Below are 20,140 nucleotides of genomic sequence, written 5' to 3'. Positions count from 1 at the left end.
GCCGCCGACTGATCGAACAGTCCGGCCAGCCCGCCGGAGACGCCGGCATTGGCATGGAGGACATCCAGCCCGCCATGCGCCTGACACGCCGCTTCGACGAGTGCGGCGACCTGCGCCTCGTTGCCGGCATCGCATTGCTCGCCGCGCGCCTGCCCACCCTCCGCACGGATCGCGTCGACCGTCGCGTCCAGGGCTTCGGACAGATCAGCGCAGAAAACCGCCGCGCCGGCCCGAGCAAAGGCCATCGCCGTCGCGCGGCCGATGCCCGATCCCGCGCCGGTGACGATCACCGACTTGCCCGCAAAGCGCATGGTCCGCCTTCCCCTATCCCTCGATCACGCGGTCATCGAACATGCCGAACATCAGCGTCGAGGCGTAAAGCGCGACCGCGCGCTCCCGCCCCATGGTGCCCGCCCATTTCCGCATGTCGAATGCCGCATTCTGAAGCGCCATCAGCGCCTGGCTGGCGACGAGCGGATCGACCGCACGGCACGATCCCTCGGTAATGCCGTCGCTGATCGTGCCGGCGAACCGGCGCGCGATGCGGTTCGAGCGGTCGATCATCACTTGCCGCACGCCGACCGGCAGGCCGGACAGCGCCGTCGTTCGCAACAACGGTCCGGCTTCCGAAAACTGGATGTCCAGCAACGTGGCGATCGCGCTCGACAATCGGTGCCAGTGACTGCCGCCAATCGCGTCGGCTTCCCGCTGCGCCTCGGTAATCGTGGCGAAGCTGCGGACATAGCATTGCGTGACCAGATCGTCCTTGGCGTCGAGATGATGGTAAAAGCTGCCCTTGGTCACGTTCAGCTCGCTGGCGATGCGCTGCACCGACGCGCCGCGATAGCCAAGTTCGTTGATGAGCCGGGTGGCGGCGAGCAGGAAATTTTCCCGGCTGGTGCGCGGCGCGCCGTGCGTCAGGTCGAGCAGCTCGGGCGACCAGTTCGCCCCCGGCGCCGCCAGACCGCGCGCGAACACATCCATCAACCGCGCCTCGACACGGGGATACTGGTCCGGCTCATACCGGTCGATCCACGCGGTCAGCCAGAAGGTGTTTTCCAGCAGCACATGCGCCCGCGCACCGTTCAGGTCGGTGTGGGCCCGCGTCGGCATCGGCCCGAACAGGTTGCGGGTGCGGCGAAACACTTCACGCCAGCCCGCCAGCAAGGCCCCTTTCATCGGCTCGTCCATCGCGCGCAGGTCGGACAGGACGGCGACGGGCTTTTCTTCGCCCGCGGCGACGCGCAACTGGCGGGCCATGGTGATCGACAGGAAGCGCGCCACCCGGTCCTGCGGCGTCGCCTGTTCCAGCGCATCGTCCAGCGATGCCAAAAGGGTCTGGATCGTCCGGTCGAACGCGGCGGCGGCCAGATCCTCCTTACGTTTGAAATAATAGGTGACGCTGGTGGTGTTCAGCCCCACGCGCCGCGCCACATCGGCAAAGGTCATGCCCTTTGCCGATTGCTCGTTGATCGCCTCAGCCGCCGCCGCAAGGATCGCGTCGCGTTTGGCCTGAAAGCGTTTTGTCCCCACCGCTTCGCTCATTCGGATATGATTTAACGCTTCAGTTTCGAAGATACAGTGTTTTTTGCATACGCCGCACATCCACCGCTTACGGGACGGCAATCGCGCTCACCGCCCGCTTGTCCGAAGATCGGGTATGTTCTAACCCACAGATCGAACGACCGGATGGAGATGCCGCCCATGGACTTCACGCTGACCGAGCGCGAAACACATTATCGTGACCGCGTGCGCGATTTCATCGCCAGGGAAATCGCACCGCGCGACCATGAATATCTCGCCGATGCCGCCAGCGGCGACCGCTGGACGCCCTCCGCCGTGATCGAGACGCTGAAGCCGCGCGCGCGCGCCGCAGGGTTGTGGAACCTGTTCATGCCGCCGCATTCGGGCGCCCCGCCTGTCGACGACCGTTTCGCGTTTCAGGGCACGCAACTGACCAACCTCGAATACGCATTGTGCGCCGAGGAAATGGGCCGCATCCACTGGGCGAGCGAGGTTTTCAACTGCTCCGCGCCCGACACGGGCAATATGGAAGTGCTGCAACGCTATGGCAGCTTCGAACAAAAGGAACGGTGGCTGCGGCCGCTGATGGACGGCGATATCCGATCGGCCTTTCTGATGACCGAACCGGCGGTCGCTTCGTCCGACGCGACGAACATCGAAACCGCGATCCGCCGCGACGGCGATGATTATGTGCTGAACGGCCGCAAATGGTGGTCATCGGGCACGGGCGATCCGCGCTGCAAGGTCGCGATCGTCATGGGCAAGACCGATACCGAGGCAAAGCGACATCAGCAGCAGTCAATGATCCTCGTGCCGCTCGACACGCCCAGCGTGCGGATTGAACGGATGCTCAGCGTCTATGGCTATGACCACGCGCCGCACGGGCATGGCGAAGTCGTGCTCGACAATGTGCGCGTGCCCGCCGACAACCTGTTGCTGGGCGAAGGGCGCGGATTTGAGATCGCGCAGGGCCGATTGGGGCCGGGCCGCATCCATCACTGTATGCGAACCATCGGTGCGGCCGAAACCGGCATCGAATTGATGACCCGCCGGCTGTTGTCGCGCACCGCGTTCGGCAAGCGGATCGCCGATCATTCGATCTGGGAACAGCGGATCGCGCGCGCGCGCATCGATATCGAGATGACCCGCCTGTTATGCCTGAAAGCCGCCGACATGATGGACAAGGCGGGCAACAAGGCAGCACAACTGGAAATCGCGATGGTCAAGGTTCAGGCGCCCACCATGGCGCTGCAGATCATCGACGACGCCATTCAGGCGCATGGCGGCATGGGCGTGTCCGGCGACACCCCGTTGGCCGCCATCTGGGCCGGCCTTCGCACGTTGCGCTTTGCCGATGGGCCGGATGAGGTTCACAATCGTGCCATCGCGCGCGCCGAGTTGGGGAAATATGGGACATGATGGCCCGCGCCGCCGTGCTGCGAGAGGTGGGGCGTCCGTTGTCGGTGGAGTCGATTCGTATCGACCGGCCCGGCCCGCGCGAAGTGCTGATCCGCACCGCCGCGTGCGGGCTGTGCCGGTCGGACCTGCATTTCATCGACGGCGCCTTTCCGCACCCGATGCCGACCGTGCCGGGTCATGAAGCATCGGGTGTGGTCGAGGCGGTCGGCGACGGCGTGGTCAGCGTGAAGCCGGGCGACCATGTCGTGACCTTCCTCACCGTATTCTGCGGCGCGTGTGAATATTGCGTCAGCGGGCGACCGTCCTTGTGCACCAGCCCGGCCACGCGCCGCCCCGCCGACGCGTCCGCGCGCCTGTCGCTGGCGGACGGTGCGCCGCTGGCGCCGTTCCTGAACCTGTCGGCCTTTGCCGAGGCGATGCTGGTGCATGAAAATGCCTGTGTCGCGATCGACCCGGCAATGCCGCTGGACCGAGCGGCGCTGCTGGGTTGTGCGGTCATCACGGGCGCCGGATCGGTATTCAACGACAGCCGCCTGACCGCAGGTGAGAGCATCGCGGTGATCGGCGCCGGCGGCATCGGGCTTGCCGCGATCAACGCCGCGCGGATCGCCGGAGCGGGCATTATCCTTGCGCTCGACCCGGCCCCCGAAAAGCGCGAACTGGCGATGCGGATGGGCGCGACGCACGCGATCGATCCCGGTTCGGACGACATCGCCCGGCAGGTGGTGAAACTGACCGGCGGCGGCGTGCATTACGCGATCGAAGCGGTTGGGCGGCCCGCCACCGCCGAACTGGCATGGAACATTCTGCGGCGCGGCGGGACTGCAACGATCCTGGGCATGATCGCGCCGGGCCAGTCGGTCAGCCTGCCCGGCCCCACATTTCTGACGGGAAGGAAGATTCAGGGATCACTGCTTGGCTCCAGCCGCTTTCCCATCGACCTGCCCCGGCTGGTCCGCATGTATCTGGACGGGCTGCTCGACCTGGACACCATGGTGTCGGAACGCATCACGCTGGATCAGGTGAATGACGGGTTCGACCGGCTGCGGCGCGGCGACGGCGCGCGTTCGGTGGTGGTGTTCGCATGAGTGCCGATTTCGATCTGGCGGCGCTCGATCGGTGGATGCGCGCGAATGTGGCGGGCTTTGCAGGTCCCCTTTCGGCGGAGAAGTTTCCCGGCGGGCAATCGAACCCGACTTATCGACTGAAAAGCGGCAGTGGCGCCTATGTCCTTCGCCGCAAACCATTCGGGCCGTTGCTGCCATCGGCCCATGCCGTCGACCGCGAATTCCGGCTGATCGCCGCGCTGCACCCGACCGGCTTTCCGGTCGCCCGCCCCCATGCGCTGTGCCAGGATGACGGCGTGATCGGTGCGGCATTCTACATCATGGATATGGTGGAGGGGCGGACGCTGTGGGACGGCACTCTGCCCGGCATGGCGCCCGCAAATCGGCGGACGCATTACGAAGCGATGGTCGACACGCTGGCCGACCTGCACGCCATCGATCCCGCACGGGTCGGGCTGAGCGATTTCGGCAAGCCCGGCAATTATTTCGAGCGACAGGTCGCGCGGTGGACGCGGCAATATCGCATGGCCCAGACCGATGATTTGCCAGAGGCCGAACGGCTGATCGAATGGTTGCCGCGAACGGTGCCCGAACAGACGCGGACGTCGATCGTGCACGGCGATTACCGCATCGACAATCTGATCTACGCCGCGGACAGCGCGCGGGTGGTCGCGGTGCTGGACTGGGAACTGGCGACGCTGGGCGATCCGCTTGCCGACTTCGCCTATCTGGCGATGAATTGGGTGACGGAGCCGGAGGGGCGATCGGGCGTGATGGGCATGACGGGCACGCAGACCGGCATTCCCACGCTGGATGAACTAACCGAGCGCTATTGCTTTCGCACGGGGCGCGACGGTCTGCCCGACCTCAACTGGTTCTTTGCCTACAACCTGTTCCGGCTGATGGGCATCATGCAGGGTATCAAGAAGCGCGTGATCGATGGCAATGCATCGAATGCCGAAGCCGCCGCGACGGCGGCGAAAGCACCTGGACTGGCACGCGCGGCCTGGTTCTTTGCGGAAAAGGCGGGGGCCTGACCCCCCGCCCCTTTCGATCAGAACCGCGTCCTGAGCGTCACGCCATATGTCCGCGGTTCGGCCAGATATTGCGAGAAGACCTGGCGGCCGCCCGGATATTGCGGATCGACGAACGGCGCGCCGTTCGCTCCCTGCTGAAACGGAGAGTTGAACGCAACCTGGGCATATTGGGTGTTGGTCAGGTTCTGCGCCCACAATTCCAACGCCCACAATTCGTCACGCCCGCGAATACCCACACGCGCATTCACCAGCACGAAGCTGTCCTGCAGTTTCTGGGGATAAAGATCAGACCCGGTGTTGAAATCGTCGGTCAGGCGCGTGTCGACATAGAACAGGCCGGTGAGGCCCGAGCTGCCCAGCTCGGGCGTCCATGACAGACTGCCCGTCGCGACAATCTCCGGCGCGTTCGACAATTGATTGCCGGGCAGCACGCGCAGCGCCGGGTCGAGCGGGATACCGCCCGCGCTCCCGACCAGATTCTCGCGATAATGCGTGTCGGAATAGGTCATGCCCAGGTTGATGTTGACATCACGCACGGGCCGCAGGTTCGCTTCGACTTCGACACCTTGCGATACCACGCCATATTGCACGTCGTCGGGCACGCACGCTCCCGTCGCGGCGCTGGTATCGCGGTCGCCGCCGGCCAGATCGGCATCGCAGGCATTGACCGTGGCGACCAGGAAAACGGTGCCGTTGAAGGTGTTGAGCTGAAAGTTCTGGAACTCCTGCCGGAACGCGGCAAGCGTCAGTGTGAAATCATTGACCGAATATTTCGCGCCGATTTCATAGGCATTGTTGATCTCGGGATCGAACTGCAGGTTGCCCGTCAGCGCCTGTGGCCCGCCGAGCGAGGCAAAGCTGGCCAGCGGGTTCTTGAGCGCCGAACGGTCGAGGTTGAAGCCGCCCGCCTTATAGCCGCGCGAATAGCTGCCGTAGAGCAGCAGGTCGGGCGTGGGCTTCCACGACAAGACCGCGGTGCCGGTGAACTCGTCCTCGTTGCGTTCATCGGCGATGCTCGCGCCGTCCAGCTCGCTGGTCGAATTGCCCTGGCACGACAAGCCGATGATCCCGCCCGCGACCGCCGCCAGCGCCGGATTGGTCAGAAAGCTGCCCAACGCCTGCTGATTGGCGACGCAACCGGTATTGTCGTTGGTGAAGCTGGCGTTCAACCGCTTGCGTTCATTGGTGTAGCGAAGACCGACGGTCAGATCGAGCGTGTCGGTCAGGTGCACGATGTTATGCGTGAAGAACGCATAATTGCGGCTGTTCTGTTCATAGATATCGACACCGGAGCCGCGATCGTTGATCCCGTCCAGCCGGTCGAGCGCGGCCACCACCAGCGGTCCCGCCGGCCCCAGCGGCGACGGCACTGTCGGCACCTGGCCGTTCAGCACCGCCCTGCCCGTGGGGCTGAGGCAGCCCGCGCCAGTCGGCGAATAAAGCGACGCCAGCGCACTGCCCGAAATGATCCGGCACGTCGCGAACCGGCCATATTGGTTGCCGAAGCGCAGATTGTCGCGAACGGTGAGGTCCTCGTTCGCGTAATAGCCGCCGACCAGCCAGTCGAGCGCGCCACCGAACGCTTCGCCCTGCAACCGCAGTTCCTGGCTGAACGTCTCGAACTGGCGGCTCGAATTGCCGTCGGCAGCGCGATACAGGATGTCGATCGTCGAATAATCGGTATCCGAACCCTGATCCGAGAGATAGTCGCGATAGGCGGTGATCGACGTGAGCGTGGCACCACCGAAATCCCAGTCGATCTGGCCCGAAATGCCCTTGTCCTCGGTCTCACCAGCAAAGCTGCGGCCGGGCGTAGAATAGATGGTGCGATCATAGCCGGGCGTGAACGAGCCGATCGGCTGCCCCATGTCGCGCAGCACATTGATGATGTTGTTGCCGTTGGGCAGGCCGGTGGTCAGCGGTGTCGCGGGATTATTCAGGTTGCCGACGAACTGGTTGACCGAAGCATCGACATAAGTCGCGCCGCAGCAGCGTTCGTCACGCTTGGTGTAATCGCCGATGATGCGGATATTGATGTCGCTGGTCGGTTCCCACCGCAATTGCCCGCGCACGAAGAAACGATCGCGGTTGTTGACGTCGATATCGTTGGCGGTGTCGTAATAAAAACCGTCACGCTTGGCATAAACGCCGTCGATACGCGCGGCCAGCGTATCGCTGATGGGCACGTTCAGCGCCGCCTGCAATCGCCAGAAATCGTAATTGCCGTATGTGACTTCGGCCATGCCGCCCAGTTCATAAGTCGGCTGTTTCGACACGATGTTGATGATGCCCGCCGATGCGTTGCGGCCGAACAGCGTGCCCTGCGGGCCGCGCAGCACCTCCACCCGGTCGATCTCGCCAAGTTCGTTCAGGCCGATGCCCGAGCGTGAGCGATATACGCCATCGATGAACACCGCGACCGAACTTTCCAGGCCCGGATTGTCACCAACGGTGCCGATGCCGCGGATACGCGCCGATCCGTTGGCCTCCGAGCCGGTCGAGCTGACCAGCAGCGAAGGCGCCAACTGGTTCAACGCGCGAATGTCGGTTGCGCCCGACAATTGAAGCGACTCGGCCGACACCGCCGAGACGGCGACCGGCACATCGGTCAGCAACTGTGCGCGACCCTGTGCGGTGACGATGATGTCGCCCGTATTCTGGACATCATCGGGCTGCTCGGTGGACTGCTCGGTCGAGGCCTGTTCGGTGGATGACGCCGGGGCAGCGGCGGGATCGGTAGCGCCCTGTTGCGCGCTGGCAGGCGTTGCACCTGCCAGCGCGAATGCCACGAACCCACAGGCAGTCATCAGCTGCGGCTTGGTCATATCCTCTCCTCCCGGGTCGCGGCTCTGTCTCGGCGCATACCCTTCCCTCGAATAATGAATGGCGTGACGTTGGCGTCAAGAAGAATTACACCCACATCCCTCTAATTCGGTAATGATGTGGCACAAATGCATTTGCTGCGTTGCCATACCCGGCTTGGGAAACGTTGCTGTTTGCAACTATTATCGCCGCCAGCGACAATTCGCGACAAAGTGGTGGTCCGATCGACATAACCGCGCGACAGCCACGCCGCATATTCCTTGCAACGGACCCGGAATGGTCGGGTCGCGAACATGGGATCGCACCGAATGAAAAGCCTTGGGAAACCCCGCCTCGTCCTTGCCGTGACGCTGGCCTCGACCTTGCTGGCAGGCACCGCAATCGCCGCACCGCAGGACGCGCCCGCCGGGCCGCGAATGCAACCGCCCGCGACGCTTCAGGAAGCGACCGCTCGCGCCGACAAGCAATTCGCGCGCCTTGACGCCGATCGCGACGGTCAGGTGACACAAGCTGAGATGGATGCAGCGCGCCAGCAGCGGATGGAACGCCGTGAAGCGCGCGGCAAGACGATGGGCAAGCGCGGTGGCCGAATGGCCAAGCGGATGTTCGCCCGGCTCGACAGCGACCGCAACGGATCGATCAGCCAGGCCGAGTTCCGCGCCGGCGCGACCCAGCGCTTTCAGCGGATCGACACCAATGGCGACGGTCGCGTCGACACGACCGAGGCGCAGGCGATGCGCGACAAGCGCATGCAGCACCGCGCCAAGCGGGGTGGCGAACAGGCGCCGACACCGCCAACCGGCAACTGAGGTTGCCGGCAGAGCCGGGCGGGTTCTCCTCCCCCCTCGCCCGCCCGGCTCGACCTTCCTCTAGCCAAGCCGCGCGATCGGCTTCAGGGTAAGCAGATGGCCGACATTCCCCACCTCCTGCTGGTCGATGACGAACGTTCGATCCGCGAACCGCTGGCGCAATATCTGACCAAGCAGGGATTCCGCGTGACCCAGGCGGGCGATGCGGAGGGCGCGCGCGCGCGACTGACCGCCTATGCCATCGATCTCGCCATCCTCGACATCATGATGCCCGGGGAAGACGGGTTGAGCCTGTGCCGACACATCCGCGAAACCAGCGAAACGCCCGTCATCCTGCTGACCGCGCGGGTCGAGGAAACCGATCGCATCGTCGGGCTGGAAATGGGTGCCGACGATTATGTGGTGAAGCCCTTTTCCCCTCGCGAGCTGCTTGCCCGGATCAAGGTCATTCTGCGCCGCGTCGCCAACGGATCGGTGCGGCAACATGCGCCGGATGCGGGCGCCTATGCCTTTGCCGGATGGGTGCTGAAGACAGGCGAGCGCACGCTGGTGGACCGCGAAGGCGTCGAGGTGCCGTTGTCGACCGGCGAGTTCAACCTGCTCCTCGCTTTGGCCACACGCCCGCGACAGGTGCTGACGCGCGACCAGTTGCTCGACCTGACCCAGGGGCGCGAAGCCGCGGCGTTCGACCGCGCGATCGACAATCAGGTCAGCCGCCTTCGCAAGAAGATTGAGGCGGATCCCAAAAACCCCGCCATCATCAAGACCGTCTGGGGCGGCGGTTACACACTCGCCGCCGAAGTCACCCGATTGTGAACACCCGATCGCGCTGGCCGCACAGCCTGTCCGGCCAGATCGCGCTGCTGGTCGCGGTCGCGCTGTTCGTGGCGCAGGCGATCAACTTCGCGCTATTGTATCGCGAACGACGCGAGTTGCGCTTCACCCAGATCGTCGTGCCCACCGTAACGCGCATGGTTGACAGCGCCGAGCGGCTGCAACTCGGCCGCGTCGCCCCGTTCGAGCGGCCACGCGCGCGCGTCCGACTGGTCGATCGCAATCCGGTGCCGCCCGGCCTGCATCCGGCCGAAGAGATCGAGGTCGGCGTCCGCAAGGGGCTGGCCGAAAGCGGCATCGCCTATCGTCGGGTGGTCAGCGGCATCCGCAATTACTCGCCCGACGATCCACGGCTGGAGGGGATGCGCCGCGACCGTGCCCGGCGACTGGCCAATCTGGGCGCCGAGGTGATCGTCGGCGTCGAATTGCGCGACGGGCGGTGGCTGGCGCTCAACGGCCCATGGCCGCGCACCGAACGCGGTCTGGTGTGGCAATTGATCGCGCAGACGCTGATCCTCTACGCCGTGGTGCTGCTGCCCGTGCTGTGGATCGGGCGGCGTGTCACGCGGCCGCTGAATGAACTGACGTCGCGCGCGCGCGCCTTTGCGCCGGGCGGCGGTCCGGAACCAATGGCGGAACGCGGGCCAGGCGACATTCGCGCGCTGATCGCCGCCTATAACGAATTGTCGTCGCGCGTGTCGGCAATGCTTGACGAGAAGGACCGGATGCTGGGCGCGATCGGCCATGACTTGAGGACCCCGCTTGCTGCCCTGCGCGTTAGGATCGAGTCGGTCGAGGATGACGCTGACCGCCAGCGCATGGCCGACATTGTCGGCGAGATGCACCGCACGCTGGAGGACATCCTGTCGCTCGCTCGGCTGGGCCGCCCCAGCGAACCGGTCGCCGATGTCGACATGGCCGCGTTGGTCGATGCCGTGGTCGAGGATTTTCGCGACCTCGACCACAAGGTCGATTTCGTCGAGGCCGAGCGGATCCGGATGCGCCTGCGCCCCAGCCTGATGCGCCGCGCGGTTCGCAACCTGATCGAAAACGCGATCAAATATGCCGGCGCCGCCGAGGTTCAGATCGTTGCCGAGGCGCACCGTGTCATCATCGCCGTGTGCGATCGCGGCCCCGGCCTGCCACCCGACAAGCTCGACGCGGTGTTCGATCCGTTTGTCCGGCTGGAAAGCTCACGCAACCGGGAAACGGGCGGCATCGGGCTGGGTCTGGCGCTGGCGCGTGCGATCGTGCGCGATGCGGGCGGGCGCATCACGCTGGAAAATCGCGCGGGCGGCGGGCTGATCGCGCGGATCGAGCTGACCCGGTGATGGAACCCGCCCGCGACCCGCGCCGTTCGTGCTGGCGAATGCCAAGAACGCGCCGCCCGTGACGATCAAGCTCGCCAGTTACAACATGCGAAAGGCGATCGGCACCGACCGTCGCCGACGGCCCGAACGCATCCTCGAAGTGCTCGCCGAAATCGACGCCGACATCGTGGCGCTGCAGGAGGCGGATCGCCGCTTTGGCACGCGCGCGGCGGTGCTGACGCCGCATCTGCTGGCCGAGCACAGCGATTATCAGGCGGTGCCCGTCGCGGTTCGCGCCGCCAGCATGGGGTGGCACGGCAATGTCCTGCTGGTGCGGAAATCGGCCGGGATCACCGCATGTTCGCCCATCCATCTGCCCGCGCTGGAACCGCGCGGCGCGGTCAGCGCCGATGTGCGGATCCGCAACCGCCACATCCGCGTCGTCGGGATGCACCTCGACCTGTCGGGCCTGTGGCGGCGGCGCCAGGCCAAGGCGGTGCTTGACCATCTGGCCGATGGCGAACCGATGGCCAGCGTCATGATGGGCGACCTGAACGAATGGCGCGGCGCGGGTGGTTGCATCCAGGATTTCGGACGCGACCACCGGATCGCCGAAACCGGCCCCAGTTTCCACGCGCAGCGGCCGATCGGGCGGCTGGACCGCATCATCGTCAGCCGCGACCTGAGCATCACGGATTGCGGCGTGCACATGAGCGCGGCGGCGCGAGTGGCGTCCGACCATCTGCCGATCTGGGCGACGATCCGCTGATGCGCGACAAGGAACTCCGCCTGGCGCTGGTCTGCTATGGCGGCATCAGCCTTGCCGTCTATATGCACGGCATCACCAAGGAAGCGTGGCGGCTGGTCGGCGCCAGCCGGGCATGGTGCGACGGCGATCCGCCCGCCGGGGGCAGCCAGGGCATCTACCGCGCGATGTTCGAGGAAGTGGCCGAGGCATCGGACCTTCGACTGCGCGTGCTGGTCGACATTCTGGCCGGGGCAAGCGCGGGCGGGATCAACAGCGTGTTCTTCGCCCAGGCGATCGAGACGGGCCAGAGCCTCGACCCGCTGACCGACCTTTGGCTCGAACATGCCGATGTCGAGGCGCTGATCGACCCCGCTCAGGCGCCGAGCAACGCGATGACCAAGTTCTGGGCGCGGCCGATCGCGTGGCTGGCGGCAGGCAGCAAGGTGGTGGACGAGACCGTCGAACTGGCGGCGCGCGAGGAGGTTCGCGCGAAACTCGACCATTTCGTTCGCTCGCGCTGGTTCGAACCGCCCTTTGGCGGGGAACGGCTGTGCAACCTGCTGCTCGACGCGTTCGACGCGATGGCCATGGCGCCGGCGGGGCCGCGCCTGTTGCCGCCGGGTCAGCCGCTCGACCTGTTCGTCACCGTAACCGACTTCATGGGTTATCCCGAACGCCTGCGCCTCAATTCACCGCCGGAGGTGATCGAGACCGAACACCGGCTGGTGCTGGCGTTCGGCAGTCAGGGGCGGCCGGGCCAGCAATTCGCCGACGCCGCCGATCTGACCTTTGCCGCGCGCGCGACCTCCAGTTTCCCCGGCGCGTTTCCGCCGTTCAACGTCGCCGAACTGGACCGTGTGGTCGCCGCGCGGAAACGAAAATGGCCGGGCCGCGACGCCTTCCTCACGCGCGCGATGCCGCGTCATGCCAGCGCAAAGGGCGCGGAAAAGGCGGTGCTGATCGATGGATCGGTGCTGGCCAACGCGCCGTTCCGCCCGGCCATCGCCGCGCTTCGCGAACGTCCGGCCCGACGTCAGGTCGACCGCCGGTTCGTATTCATCGACCCTGCTCCCGGCTTTCGCTTTGCCCTGAATGGCGAGATCGAGGGGCTGCCCGGCTTTTTCCAGACGCTGGTCGGCGCGCTGTCGGAAATTCCGCGCCAGCAGCCCATTCGCGACAGCCTGGAAACGCTATCGGCACGCTCGGACAGGATCGAGCGGATGCATTCGATCCTCGACCAGTTGCGCGGCGAAGTGGAGGGGCAGGTCGAAAGCCTGTTCGGTTATACGTTCCTGCTTGATTATCCCACGCCCAAGCGGCTGGCGGCATGGCGAAAACGCGCGCAATCGGCAGCGGCGGGCAAGGCGGGTTACGGCCAGGCCGCCTATGGGCTGTTAAAGGTCGAAGGCGTGATCGACCGCATCGCCCAGTTGTTCAACCAGCTTGCCAGCCGCGACGGGCCGGAGCCGCAGCGACGCGTGCGCGACGCGCTCGCCAAGGCGGCACATGCGCGCGGCGCGTTCGGGATCGGAACCGCGCATTCGGGCGGCGCCGCGCCGGAGGCAATCGCGTTTCTTCGCAGTTTCGACGTCGGCTTTCGTATCCGGCGACTGCGTTTGCTGGTCCGGCGGATCGGCGAGCAGGACGGCGACCAGGACCGGGCCGACCTGGCCGAGGTGCGCGACGCCACTTATGCCGCGCTTGCCGCCTATCTCGAACGCCAGCGGGCCGAAACGCTCGGTGCATTGAAAGCAACGGCGCGCCGATTGCCACGCGATGCGGATACCGCGCTCGACCAACTCGATGCCACGCTCGACCTGCGCGCGCTGGATGCCGAAACCGATGCCGCGCTGGCGGCGGCGTTCAGTGGCCTGAGCCGCGACCTGCGCCGGCCGCTGCTGCTCGCCTATCTGGGCTTTCCGTTTTTCGACATCGCCACCCTGCCGCTGTTACAGGGTGAGGGGCTGGACGAGTTCGATCCCGTGCGCGTCGACCGCATCAGTCCCGACGACGCCACCGCCATTCGCGAGGGCGGCGCCGACGCGTGTTTGAAGGGCATCCAGTTCCATGCCTTTGGCGCGTTCTTCAGCCGCGCATACCGCGAAAATGATTACCTCTGGGGCCGCCTGCACGGGGCCGAGCGGCTGGTCGACATCATCCTGTCATCGCTGCCGAAAGGCACGCGACTGCGCCCCGGACGCGCGACGGCGATCAAGCAGGCGTTGTTCCACGCGATCCTCGATGAAGAGGCGCCTCGCCTGAACGCGATCCCCGGCTTGATCGCCTCGATCCGCGCGGAACTGGGCGATCGGTCTGGTCAGCCGGCGGTTTAGCGCGTAGCATCGCGCTCGAAAACACATCCCAAAAAGGGCTCCGAATGCAGTTCCTGCGAACGTTGATCTGGGTGCTGGTAGCCGGCATCGTCGTCGCCTTTTCGTTCAACAACTGGGCGCCGGTGCCGGTCAAATTGTGGGGCGGGCTGGTCGCGGACATCAACCTGCCGCTGCTGATGGGGGTGATGTTCCTGCTGGGCTTTGTGCCGCTTTATTTCCTGTATGTCGGCACACGCTGGCGGTTGAAGTCGCGGCTTGCCAATGCCGAACGCGCGCTGGCCGATCTGCGGGCGCAAATGGCCGCGCCCGTCCCGGTGCCCGATCCGATCGAGGGACCGGCCGCACCGCTGCTGATGCCCGATCCGGCCGCGCCGGAGACCCGGACATGAGCACGCCAGTCTATGTCGCGATCGACACGCCCGACATCGAACGCGCGCGGACGCTGGCCCGGCGCGTTCGCAACCATGTCGGCGGCATCAAGCTGGGGCTTGAGTTCTTCATGGCCAATGGCCGTTCGGGGGTGAAGGACATGGCGGAGATCGGCCTGCCGATCTTCCTCGACCTCAAGTTCCACGACATTCCGAACACGGTGGCAAAGGCGATACAGGCGCTGCGCCCGCTGGAACCCGCGATCCTGACGGTTCACGCATCGGGCGGACGCGCGATGCTCGAAGATGCCAAGGCCACCGCACCAACCGGCACGCGCGTCGTCGCCGTCACCACCCTGACCAGCCTGGACGGCGAGGATCTGCGCGCGATCGGCGTTGAGCGCGAACCGCACGAACAGGTGCTGCGCCTGACCGAACTGGCGCGGGAATCGGGCGTCGACGGCATCGTCTGTTCGGGAGCGGAGGTCGCGGCAGCGCGAAAATCATGGCCGCAGGGGTTTTTCGTCGTGCCCGGCGTGCGCCCGTCGCAAGGGGCCGTGGGCGATCAGAAACGGGTCGTGACACCGCGCGCGGCGCTCGATTCGGGTGCGTCGATCCTGGTTATCGGTCGACCGATCACCCAGGCTGATGACCCTGACGCCGCCGCCCGCGCAATCGAAGCAACGCTCTAAAACCGGGATCAGACCGCGGCGGCGAAGCCCGAGAGCGTTTCGCCGATTGCCGCACCCAGCAACAGAACGGCAATGCCGCTCGCCACCAGCATCGTGACCAGCCCGGCGCGCGAGCGTGAACGAAGAAAAGCCTGCATTTTGCTCATCACAACCTCCTGCGCGCCGGGATAACGCGGTGAAGCTAACCATGGGATGAACAGATTGCCGCAACGCAGCAAGACGGGTGGAAAAATATAGTGACCAGCGCCAAGATTTGCGGGTTGTCGACGCCCGATACGCTCGATGCAGCGATCGGCGGCGGTGCCAGTCATGTAGGGCTGGTGTTCTTTGCGCCGTCGCCGCGAAACCTGTCCCTTGATCGCGCGGCTTCGCTGGCGGTGCAGGTGCCGCCGCATGTCCAGCGCGTGGGCGTTTTCGTCGACCCCGACGACGCGCTGCTCGACGCGGCGATCGCGTCCGGGCGTCTCGACGTGCTGCAACTGCACAAGACCGCACCGGCGCGCATTGCCGCCATTCGCGCGCGCCGTTCATTGCCGGTATGGGTGGCGGTCGCGGTCAAGACGCGCGCCGATCTGGACGATGCGCGCGCCCTTTCGGGGCTTGCCGACCGCATCCTGTATGACGCCAAGACGCCGGACGGCGCGGCACTGCCCGGCGGCATGGGCATGCGGTTCGACTGGAGCCTGTTGTCGGGTTTTGCCCACCCCGCTCCCTGGGCCTTGTCGGGTGGGCTGGATGCCGCGAATGTAGCGGAGGCCATTCGCCGCACCGGCGCGCCGATCGTCGACGTGTCGTCGGGCGTCGAAAGCGCCCCCGGCATCAAGGACCCCGCGCGCATCGCCGCGTTCCTTTCGGCCGTAGCGCAAGGCTGAGCGACGGGCTTCCCCTCGCCCGCGCCTGTGCTAAAGCGCGGGCACGATGATTGCCCCTGAAAACGCCACCGCCGCGCAGCCCAACAGCTTGCGCCAGCAGCCCGACGAACGCGGACATTTCGGCCAGTTCGGCGGCCGCTATGTCGCCGAAACGCTGATGCCGCTGATCCTCGACCTCGAGCGCGAATATCGCGCGGCTAGGCTCGACCCCGCCTTTGCCGCCCAGTTCGAGGATCTGCTCGAACATTATGTCGGCCGGCCCAGCCCGCTTTATTATGCCGAACGGCTGACCGACGCGCTGCGCGAGAGCGCGGAACCCGGCATGGGCGCACAGGTCTGGTTCAAGCGCGACGAACTCAATCACACCGGCGCGCACAAGATCAACAATTGCATCGGCCAGATCCTGCTGGCGATCCGCATGGGCAAGACGCGCATCATTGCGGAGACCGGCGCGGGCCAGCACGGCGTGGCGACCGCCACCGTGTGCGCGCGCTTCGGCCTGCCCTGCACGATCTTCATGGGCGCCAAGGATGTCGAGCGGCAGCAGCCCAACGTGTTCCGCATGAAGCTGCTCGGGGCCGAAGTGCGCCCGGTCGCCAGCGGTGCCGCGACGCTCAAGGACGCGATGAACGAGGCACTGCGCGATTGGGTCGCCAATGTCCACGACACCTTCTACATCATCGGCACCGCCGCCGGGCCGCACCCCTATCCCGAACTCGTCCGCGATTTTCAAAGCGTGATCGGCAAGGAGGCGCGCGAACAGATTCTGTCGCGCACCGGCCGGCTGCCCGACATACTGGTGGCCGCGATCGGCGGCGGATCGAACGCAATCGGGTTGTTCCACCCGTTCCTCGACGATGCCGACGTGAAGATGCTGGGCGTGGAAGCGGCGGGACACGGCCTGGACAAGCTCCACGCCGCCAGCCTGGCCGGTGGCGCGCCGGGCGTCCTGCACGGCAACAAGACCTATCTGCTGCAGGACGAGGACGGCCAGATCGCGGAGGCGCATTCGATCTCCGCCGGCCTCGATTATCCGGGGATCGGCCCTGAACATTCGTGGCTGAAGGAAATCGGCCGCGTCGAATATACGGCGATCACCGATGACGAGGCGCTCGACGCATTCCAGCTTCTCTGCCGGACCGAGGGCATCATTCCCGCGCTGGAGCCGAGCCACGCGATCGCAGCCGTCGCCAAGCGCGCACGCGAAATGCCGCGCGATACGATCATCCTCGCCAATCTGTGCGGGCGCGGTGACAAGGACATCTTCACCGTCGCCGACGCGCTGGGGGTGGCGATATGAGCCGCATCGCCGCTGCCTTTGCCAAGGACGCGCCCGCGCTGGTTGCGTTCGTGACGGCGGGCGATCCGACGCCGGACGCGACCCCGGCGATCCTCGACGCGCTGGTCGCGGGCGGGGCCGATGTGATCGAACTGGGTATGCCGTTCACCGACCCGATGGCCGATGGCCCGGCGATCCAGGCGGCCAATATCCGTAGTCTGGCGGCAGGCACGCGCACCGCCGACATCCTGTCGATCGCGACCGGCTTTCGGCAACGCCACCCGGACGTGCCACTGGTTCTGATGGGCTATGCCAATCCGATGCTGCGCCGCGGCCCGGACTGGTTTGCCGACGCGATTGCGAAAGCGGGCGTCGACGGCGTCATCTGTGTCGACGTGCCGCCGGAGGAGGACGATGCGCTCGGCCCGGCGCTGCGCGATGCCGGGATCGCACCGATCCGGCTGGCGACGCCGACCACCGATGTCGCGCGCCTGCCCGCCGTGCTCGATGGTGCATCGGGCTTTGTCTACTATGTCTCGGTCGCGGGCATCACTGGGCTGCAACAGGCAGCGCAAGCATCGATCGAGGAAGCCGTTGCACGATTGAAAGGCTCGACCGACCTGCCCATCGCTGTCGGCTTCGGCGTCCGCACGCCCGAACAGGCAGCGGCGATCGCGCGCGTCGCTGACGGCGTTGTCGTCGGTTCCGCCATCGTCGAGATCGTGGCGCAGCACGGCGCCGCCGCTGCGCCCCATGTCACCGACTATATCCGGTCGCTCAGCGGAGCGATCGTCAATTCCAGGATTCCTGCATGAGCTGGCTCAACCGCGTCCGCAACGCGCTCGCTTCCGTCGTCCCTTCGCGGGAGACGCCCGACAATCTCTGGCACAAGTGCAAGGGATGCGGACAGATGGTGTTCACGCGCGAATATGAGGAAAATCTGTCGGTCTGTCCGCTGTGTGACCATCACGGCCGCATCGGGCCGAAGGCGCGGTTCGAGCATCTGTTCGATGAAGGCACCTGCAAGTCCCTGCCCGCGCCGCGCGTCGCCGACGACCCGCTCAAATTCCGAGATTCCAAGCCCTATGTCGCCCGGTTGAAGGCCGCGCGCGCCGATACCGGCGACCAGGACGCGTTCATTTCGGCACGCGGCCTGATCGAGGGTCGCCGCGCCGTGGTGGGCGTTCAGAACTTCGCCTTCATGGGCGGATCAATGGGTCAGGCCGTGGGTGAGGGCTTTATCGCGGGCGTCGAGGCGGCAATTGCGGCGCACGCGCCCTTCATCGTGTTCACCGCATCCGGCGGCGCGCGAATGCAGGAGGGCATTCTCAGCCTGATGCAGATGCCGCGCACCACCGTCGCGATCGAAATGCTGCACGATGCGGGCCTGCCCTATATCGTCGTGCTGACCGATCCGACATCGGGCGGCGTCATGGCGGCCTATGCCATGCTGGGCGACGTGCAGATCGCCGAGCCGAAGGCGACGCTGGCCTTTACGGGGCGCCGCGTGATCGAACAGACGATCCGCGAAAAGCTGCCCGAAAACTTCCAGACCAGCGAATATTACCGAGACCACGGGCTGATCGATATGGTGGTGGAGCGCAAGGAACTGCGCGCGACGCTGGCCAGCCTGATCGATTATCTGACCCACGACCGGGCGGCTGCCTGAGCGCCACGCCGATGGACCATGCAAGATCGAGCGATCCGTTCGTTCAGCGCCAGCTCGACCGGCTGGCCGTGTTGGGTCCGGGCGCGGACATATTGGGGCTGCACCGCATCACGCGGCTGCTCGACCGGGTCGGCGATCCGCATCGGGCGCTGCCGCCCGTTCTCCATGTCGCCGGGACCAACGGCAAGGGTTCGACCTGCGCGTTCCTGCGCGGCGCGCTGGAAGCGGAGGGATACCGCGTCCATGCCTATACCAGCCCGCATCTGGTGCGGTTCAACGAGCGTATCCGCATCGCCGGGACGTTGATCGACGATGACATGCTGGGCCGCCTGCTGGCAGAGGTGCTGGACGCCGGTGGCGATATCGGCGCCAGTTTTTTCGAAGTCACGACGGCGGTCGCCTTTCTCGCTTTCGCGCGCGCACCCGCCGATGCCTGCGTGATCGAAGTGGGGCTTGGCGGGCGGCTGGACGCCACCAACGTGATCCCCACATCGCTGGTCGGAGGGATCGCTCGACTGGGCATCGACCATCAGGTGTTTCTGGGCGACACGATCGAAGCCATCGCCGCCGAAAAGGCCGGGATTGCGCGCAACGGTGTTCCGCTGGTGACGCTCGATCAACCCGACCCGTGCATGAGCGCGATCGAACATGTCGCGAGTGCAACCGGCGCGGTGTTGAAACGGCAGGGTGCCGAATGGCGTTTCGAACGGTCGGACGGCCGGTTGATCCTGAACGACGACGCGGGGCGCATCGAACTGCCGTTGCCGTCGATGCCCGGTGTCCATCAGCACGAGAATCTGGCGCTGGCGGCGATGATGCTGCGTGTCCAGCATCACCTGCCGGTTTCGCCTGAAGCTATCGCGTCCGCCGCCCGATCGGTGCGTTGGCCCGCGCGGATGCAGTTGCTGGGCGCCGGGCCGCTGACCGCGGCATTGCCGGCCGGAAGCCGGATCGTGATCGACGGCGCGCATAATCTCAACGCCGCACAGGCCGCCGCCGACTGGCTGGCGATGCAGCCTGAAAAGCCCGCCCTGATCCTGGGCGTGCTGGCGAACAAGGATGCCGCCGGGATCATCGACGCGATTGCGCCGCATATCGAACAAGTCCTGGCGGTGCCGGTCCCCGGTCACGCCTGTCATCCGCCGGATATGCTCGCCGGACTGGCGCGGAACGGGGGGCTGGTTGCGGAGTCCGCCGCCGATGTGCCCGCCGCGCTGGCCGCGCTGGCCGCGTCCGGTGCGCCGGTCGACGCACTGGTGCTTGGTTCGCTCTATCTGGCGGGTGAGGTGCTGCGTGCGAACGACGAACTGCCGCAATGACCGTCAGTTGATATTGACTTGCAATAACTGATCCTTG

The 20,140-nt window shown here is 65.9% G+C and carries 19 protein-coding genes; 15 read left to right on the top strand and 4 right to left on the bottom strand.

Annotated elements, in window-relative coordinates; all coding sequences use genetic code 11:
* Positions 1–311: SDR family NAD(P)-dependent oxidoreductase (locus VL973_RS13145; RefSeq protein WP_325284476.1), on the bottom strand; the 311-nt coding region annotated here is incomplete at its 3' end.
* 13 nt (positions 312–324) lie between these two features.
* Positions 325–1,545 carry a TetR/AcrR family transcriptional regulator gene (locus VL973_RS13140; RefSeq protein WP_414712247.1) on the bottom strand — a complete coding sequence of 407 codons (1,221 nt, stop codon included), beginning with the start codon at positions 1,543–1,545 and terminating at the stop codon, positions 325–327.
* Positions 1,546–1,704: 159 nt separating this feature from the next.
* Here VL973_RS13140 and VL973_RS13135 point away from each other — a divergent pair, with 159 nt between their 5' ends.
* From VL973_RS13135 to VL973_RS13125, 3 genes are read left to right on the top strand one after another with little or no spacing between them, the layout of a single operon-like run.
* A complete protein-coding gene (locus VL973_RS13135) occupies positions 1,705–2,943 on the top strand; it encodes an acyl-CoA dehydrogenase family protein (protein ID WP_325284482.1) in 1,239 nt (412 codons plus the stop codon).
* Complete coding sequence (locus tag VL973_RS13130; protein ID WP_325284481.1) at positions 2,943–4,031, top strand: Zn-dependent alcohol dehydrogenase; 1,089 nt, start codon at positions 2,943–2,945, stop codon at positions 4,029–4,031. Before VL973_RS13135 ends, VL973_RS13130 begins: the two co-directional genes overlap by 1 nt.
* A complete protein-coding gene (locus VL973_RS13125) occupies positions 4,028–5,047 on the top strand; it encodes a phosphotransferase family protein (protein WP_325284474.1) in 1,020 nt (339 codons plus the stop codon). Before VL973_RS13130 ends, VL973_RS13125 begins: the two co-directional genes overlap by 4 nt.
* 17 nt (positions 5,048–5,064) lie before the next feature.
* Here the strand turns inward: VL973_RS13125 and VL973_RS13120 are convergent, their stop codons facing one another.
* On the bottom strand, positions 5,065–7,872 hold the full coding sequence (locus VL973_RS13120; RefSeq protein WP_325284473.1) for a TonB-dependent receptor: 2,808 nt from the start codon (positions 7,870–7,872) through the stop codon (positions 5,065–5,067).
* A 306-nt stretch (positions 7,873–8,178) separates the two neighbouring features.
* Between VL973_RS13120 and VL973_RS13115 the strand changes: the two genes are divergently transcribed.
* From VL973_RS13115 to pyrF, 7 genes are all read left to right on the top strand, one after another.
* A complete protein-coding gene (locus VL973_RS13115) occupies positions 8,179–8,679 on the top strand; it encodes an EF-hand domain-containing protein (protein ID WP_325284472.1) in 501 nt (166 codons plus the stop codon).
* 96 nt (positions 8,680–8,775) lie between these two features.
* Positions 8,776–9,495, top strand: a complete 720-nt coding sequence (locus VL973_RS13110; protein WP_325284471.1) for a response regulator — start codon at positions 8,776–8,778, stop codon at positions 9,493–9,495.
* Entirely contained in the window at positions 9,492–10,844 is a 1,353-nt protein-coding gene (locus tag VL973_RS13105; protein WP_325284470.1) for a sensor histidine kinase, read from the top strand. Before VL973_RS13110 ends, VL973_RS13105 begins: the two co-directional genes overlap by 4 nt.
* Positions 10,845–10,929: 85 nt before the next feature.
* The gene (locus VL973_RS13100; RefSeq protein WP_325284480.1) at positions 10,930–11,592 is read left to right on the top strand and encodes an endonuclease/exonuclease/phosphatase family protein; all 663 of its coding nucleotides are present in this window, start codon (positions 10,930–10,932) and stop codon (positions 11,590–11,592) included.
* The gene (locus VL973_RS13095) at positions 11,592–13,904 is read left to right on the top strand and encodes a patatin-like protein (protein ID WP_325284469.1); all 2,313 of its coding nucleotides are present in this window, start codon (positions 11,592–11,594) and stop codon (positions 13,902–13,904) included. Before VL973_RS13100 ends, VL973_RS13095 begins: the two co-directional genes overlap by 1 nt.
* Before the next feature lie 44 nt (positions 13,905–13,948).
* Positions 13,949–14,293, top strand: a complete 345-nt coding sequence (locus VL973_RS13090) for a LapA family protein (RefSeq protein ID WP_325284468.1) — start codon at positions 13,949–13,951, stop codon at positions 14,291–14,293.
* Entirely contained in the window at positions 14,290–14,964 is a 675-nt protein-coding gene (gene pyrF, locus VL973_RS13085; protein ID WP_325284467.1) for an orotidine-5'-phosphate decarboxylase, read from the top strand. The genes VL973_RS13090 and pyrF overlap by 4 nt, the downstream gene beginning before the upstream one ends.
* Positions 14,965–14,972: 8 nt before the next feature.
* On the opposite strand, the gene VL973_RS13080 is transcribed toward pyrF, so the two are convergent.
* The gene (locus VL973_RS13080) at positions 14,973–15,110 is read right to left on the bottom strand and encodes a hypothetical protein (protein ID WP_325284466.1); all 138 of its coding nucleotides are present in this window, start codon (positions 15,108–15,110) and stop codon (positions 14,973–14,975) included.
* An 87-nt stretch (positions 15,111–15,197) separates the two neighbouring features.
* Between VL973_RS13080 and VL973_RS13075 the strand changes: the two genes are divergently transcribed.
* Genes VL973_RS13075 through VL973_RS13055 form a run of 5 tightly spaced genes read left to right on the top strand, consistent with a single transcriptional unit; the run spans position 15,198 to position 20,103 of the window.
* Positions 15,198–15,836 (top strand): phosphoribosylanthranilate isomerase, encoded by a 639-nt coding sequence (locus tag VL973_RS13075; RefSeq protein WP_325284479.1) that lies wholly within the window; start codon positions 15,198–15,200, stop codon positions 15,834–15,836.
* Between the two features lie 46 nt (positions 15,837–15,882).
* On the top strand, positions 15,883–17,136 hold the full coding sequence (gene trpB, locus VL973_RS13070; RefSeq protein ID WP_325284465.1) for a tryptophan synthase subunit beta: 1,254 nt from the start codon (positions 15,883–15,885) through the stop codon (positions 17,134–17,136).
* Positions 17,133–17,930 (top strand): tryptophan synthase subunit alpha, encoded by a 798-nt coding sequence (gene trpA / locus VL973_RS13065; RefSeq protein ID WP_325284464.1) that lies wholly within the window; start codon positions 17,133–17,135, stop codon positions 17,928–17,930. The genes trpB and trpA overlap by 4 nt, the downstream gene beginning before the upstream one ends.
* Entirely contained in the window at positions 17,927–18,784 is an 858-nt protein-coding gene (gene accD / locus VL973_RS13060) for an acetyl-CoA carboxylase, carboxyltransferase subunit beta (protein WP_325284463.1), read from the top strand. The genes trpA and accD overlap by 4 nt, the downstream gene beginning before the upstream one ends.
* Positions 18,785–18,795: 11 nt before the next feature.
* Positions 18,796–20,103, top strand: a complete 1,308-nt coding sequence (locus tag VL973_RS13055; protein WP_325284462.1) for a bifunctional folylpolyglutamate synthase/dihydrofolate synthase — start codon at positions 18,796–18,798, stop codon at positions 20,101–20,103.
* Positions 20,104–20,140: the final 37 nt, after the last annotated feature.

This window comes from Sphingomonas sp., from assembly GCF_035490575.1.
In the GTDB taxonomy this organism is placed as follows: Bacteria; Pseudomonadota; Alphaproteobacteria; order Sphingomonadales; family Sphingomonadaceae; genus Sphingomonas.
The sequence above is the reverse complement of the archived record's forward strand: the minus strand, read 5'-3'. Positions and strand labels throughout refer to the sequence as shown.

What these genes read in the sequence shown, in the direction of transcription:
- VL973_RS13140 (WP_414712247.1), bottom strand. Translation starts at nt 1,545, where the DNA reads ATGAGCGAAGCGGTGGGGACAAAACGCTTTCAGGCCAAACGCGACGCG.
- VL973_RS13135 (WP_325284482.1), top strand. Translation starts at nt 1,705, where the DNA reads ATGGACTTCACGCTGACCGAGCGCGAAACACATTATCGTGACCGCGTG.
- VL973_RS13130 (WP_325284481.1), top strand. Translation starts at nt 2,943, where the DNA reads ATGGCCCGCGCCGCCGTGCTGCGAGAGGTGGGGCGTCCGTTGTCGGTG.
- VL973_RS13125 (WP_325284474.1), top strand. Translation starts at nt 4,028, where the DNA reads ATGAGTGCCGATTTCGATCTGGCGGCGCTCGATCGGTGGATGCGCGCG.
- VL973_RS13120 (WP_325284473.1), bottom strand. Translation starts at nt 7,872, where the DNA reads ATGACCAAGCCGCAGCTGATGACTGCCTGTGGGTTCGTGGCATTCGCG.
- VL973_RS13115 (WP_325284472.1), top strand. Translation starts at nt 8,179, where the DNA reads ATGAAAAGCCTTGGGAAACCCCGCCTCGTCCTTGCCGTGACGCTGGCC.
- VL973_RS13110 (WP_325284471.1), top strand. Translation starts at nt 8,776, where the DNA reads ATGGCCGACATTCCCCACCTCCTGCTGGTCGATGACGAACGTTCGATC.
- VL973_RS13100 (WP_325284480.1), top strand. Translation starts at nt 10,930, where the DNA reads ATGCGAAAGGCGATCGGCACCGACCGTCGCCGACGGCCCGAACGCATC.
- VL973_RS13095 (WP_325284469.1), top strand. Translation starts at nt 11,592, where the DNA reads ATGCGCGACAAGGAACTCCGCCTGGCGCTGGTCTGCTATGGCGGCATC.
- VL973_RS13090 (WP_325284468.1), top strand. Translation starts at nt 13,949, where the DNA reads ATGCAGTTCCTGCGAACGTTGATCTGGGTGCTGGTAGCCGGCATCGTC.
- pyrF (WP_325284467.1), top strand. Translation starts at nt 14,290, where the DNA reads ATGAGCACGCCAGTCTATGTCGCGATCGACACGCCCGACATCGAACGC.
- VL973_RS13080 (WP_325284466.1), bottom strand. Translation starts at nt 15,110, where the DNA reads ATGAGCAAAATGCAGGCTTTTCTTCGTTCACGCTCGCGCGCCGGGCTG.
- trpB (WP_325284465.1), top strand. Translation starts at nt 15,883, where the DNA reads ATGATTGCCCCTGAAAACGCCACCGCCGCGCAGCCCAACAGCTTGCGC.
- trpA (WP_325284464.1), top strand. Translation starts at nt 17,133, where the DNA reads ATGAGCCGCATCGCCGCTGCCTTTGCCAAGGACGCGCCCGCGCTGGTT.
- accD (WP_325284463.1), top strand. Translation starts at nt 17,927, where the DNA reads ATGAGCTGGCTCAACCGCGTCCGCAACGCGCTCGCTTCCGTCGTCCCT.
- VL973_RS13055 (WP_325284462.1), top strand. Translation starts at nt 18,796, where the DNA reads ATGGACCATGCAAGATCGAGCGATCCGTTCGTTCAGCGCCAGCTCGAC.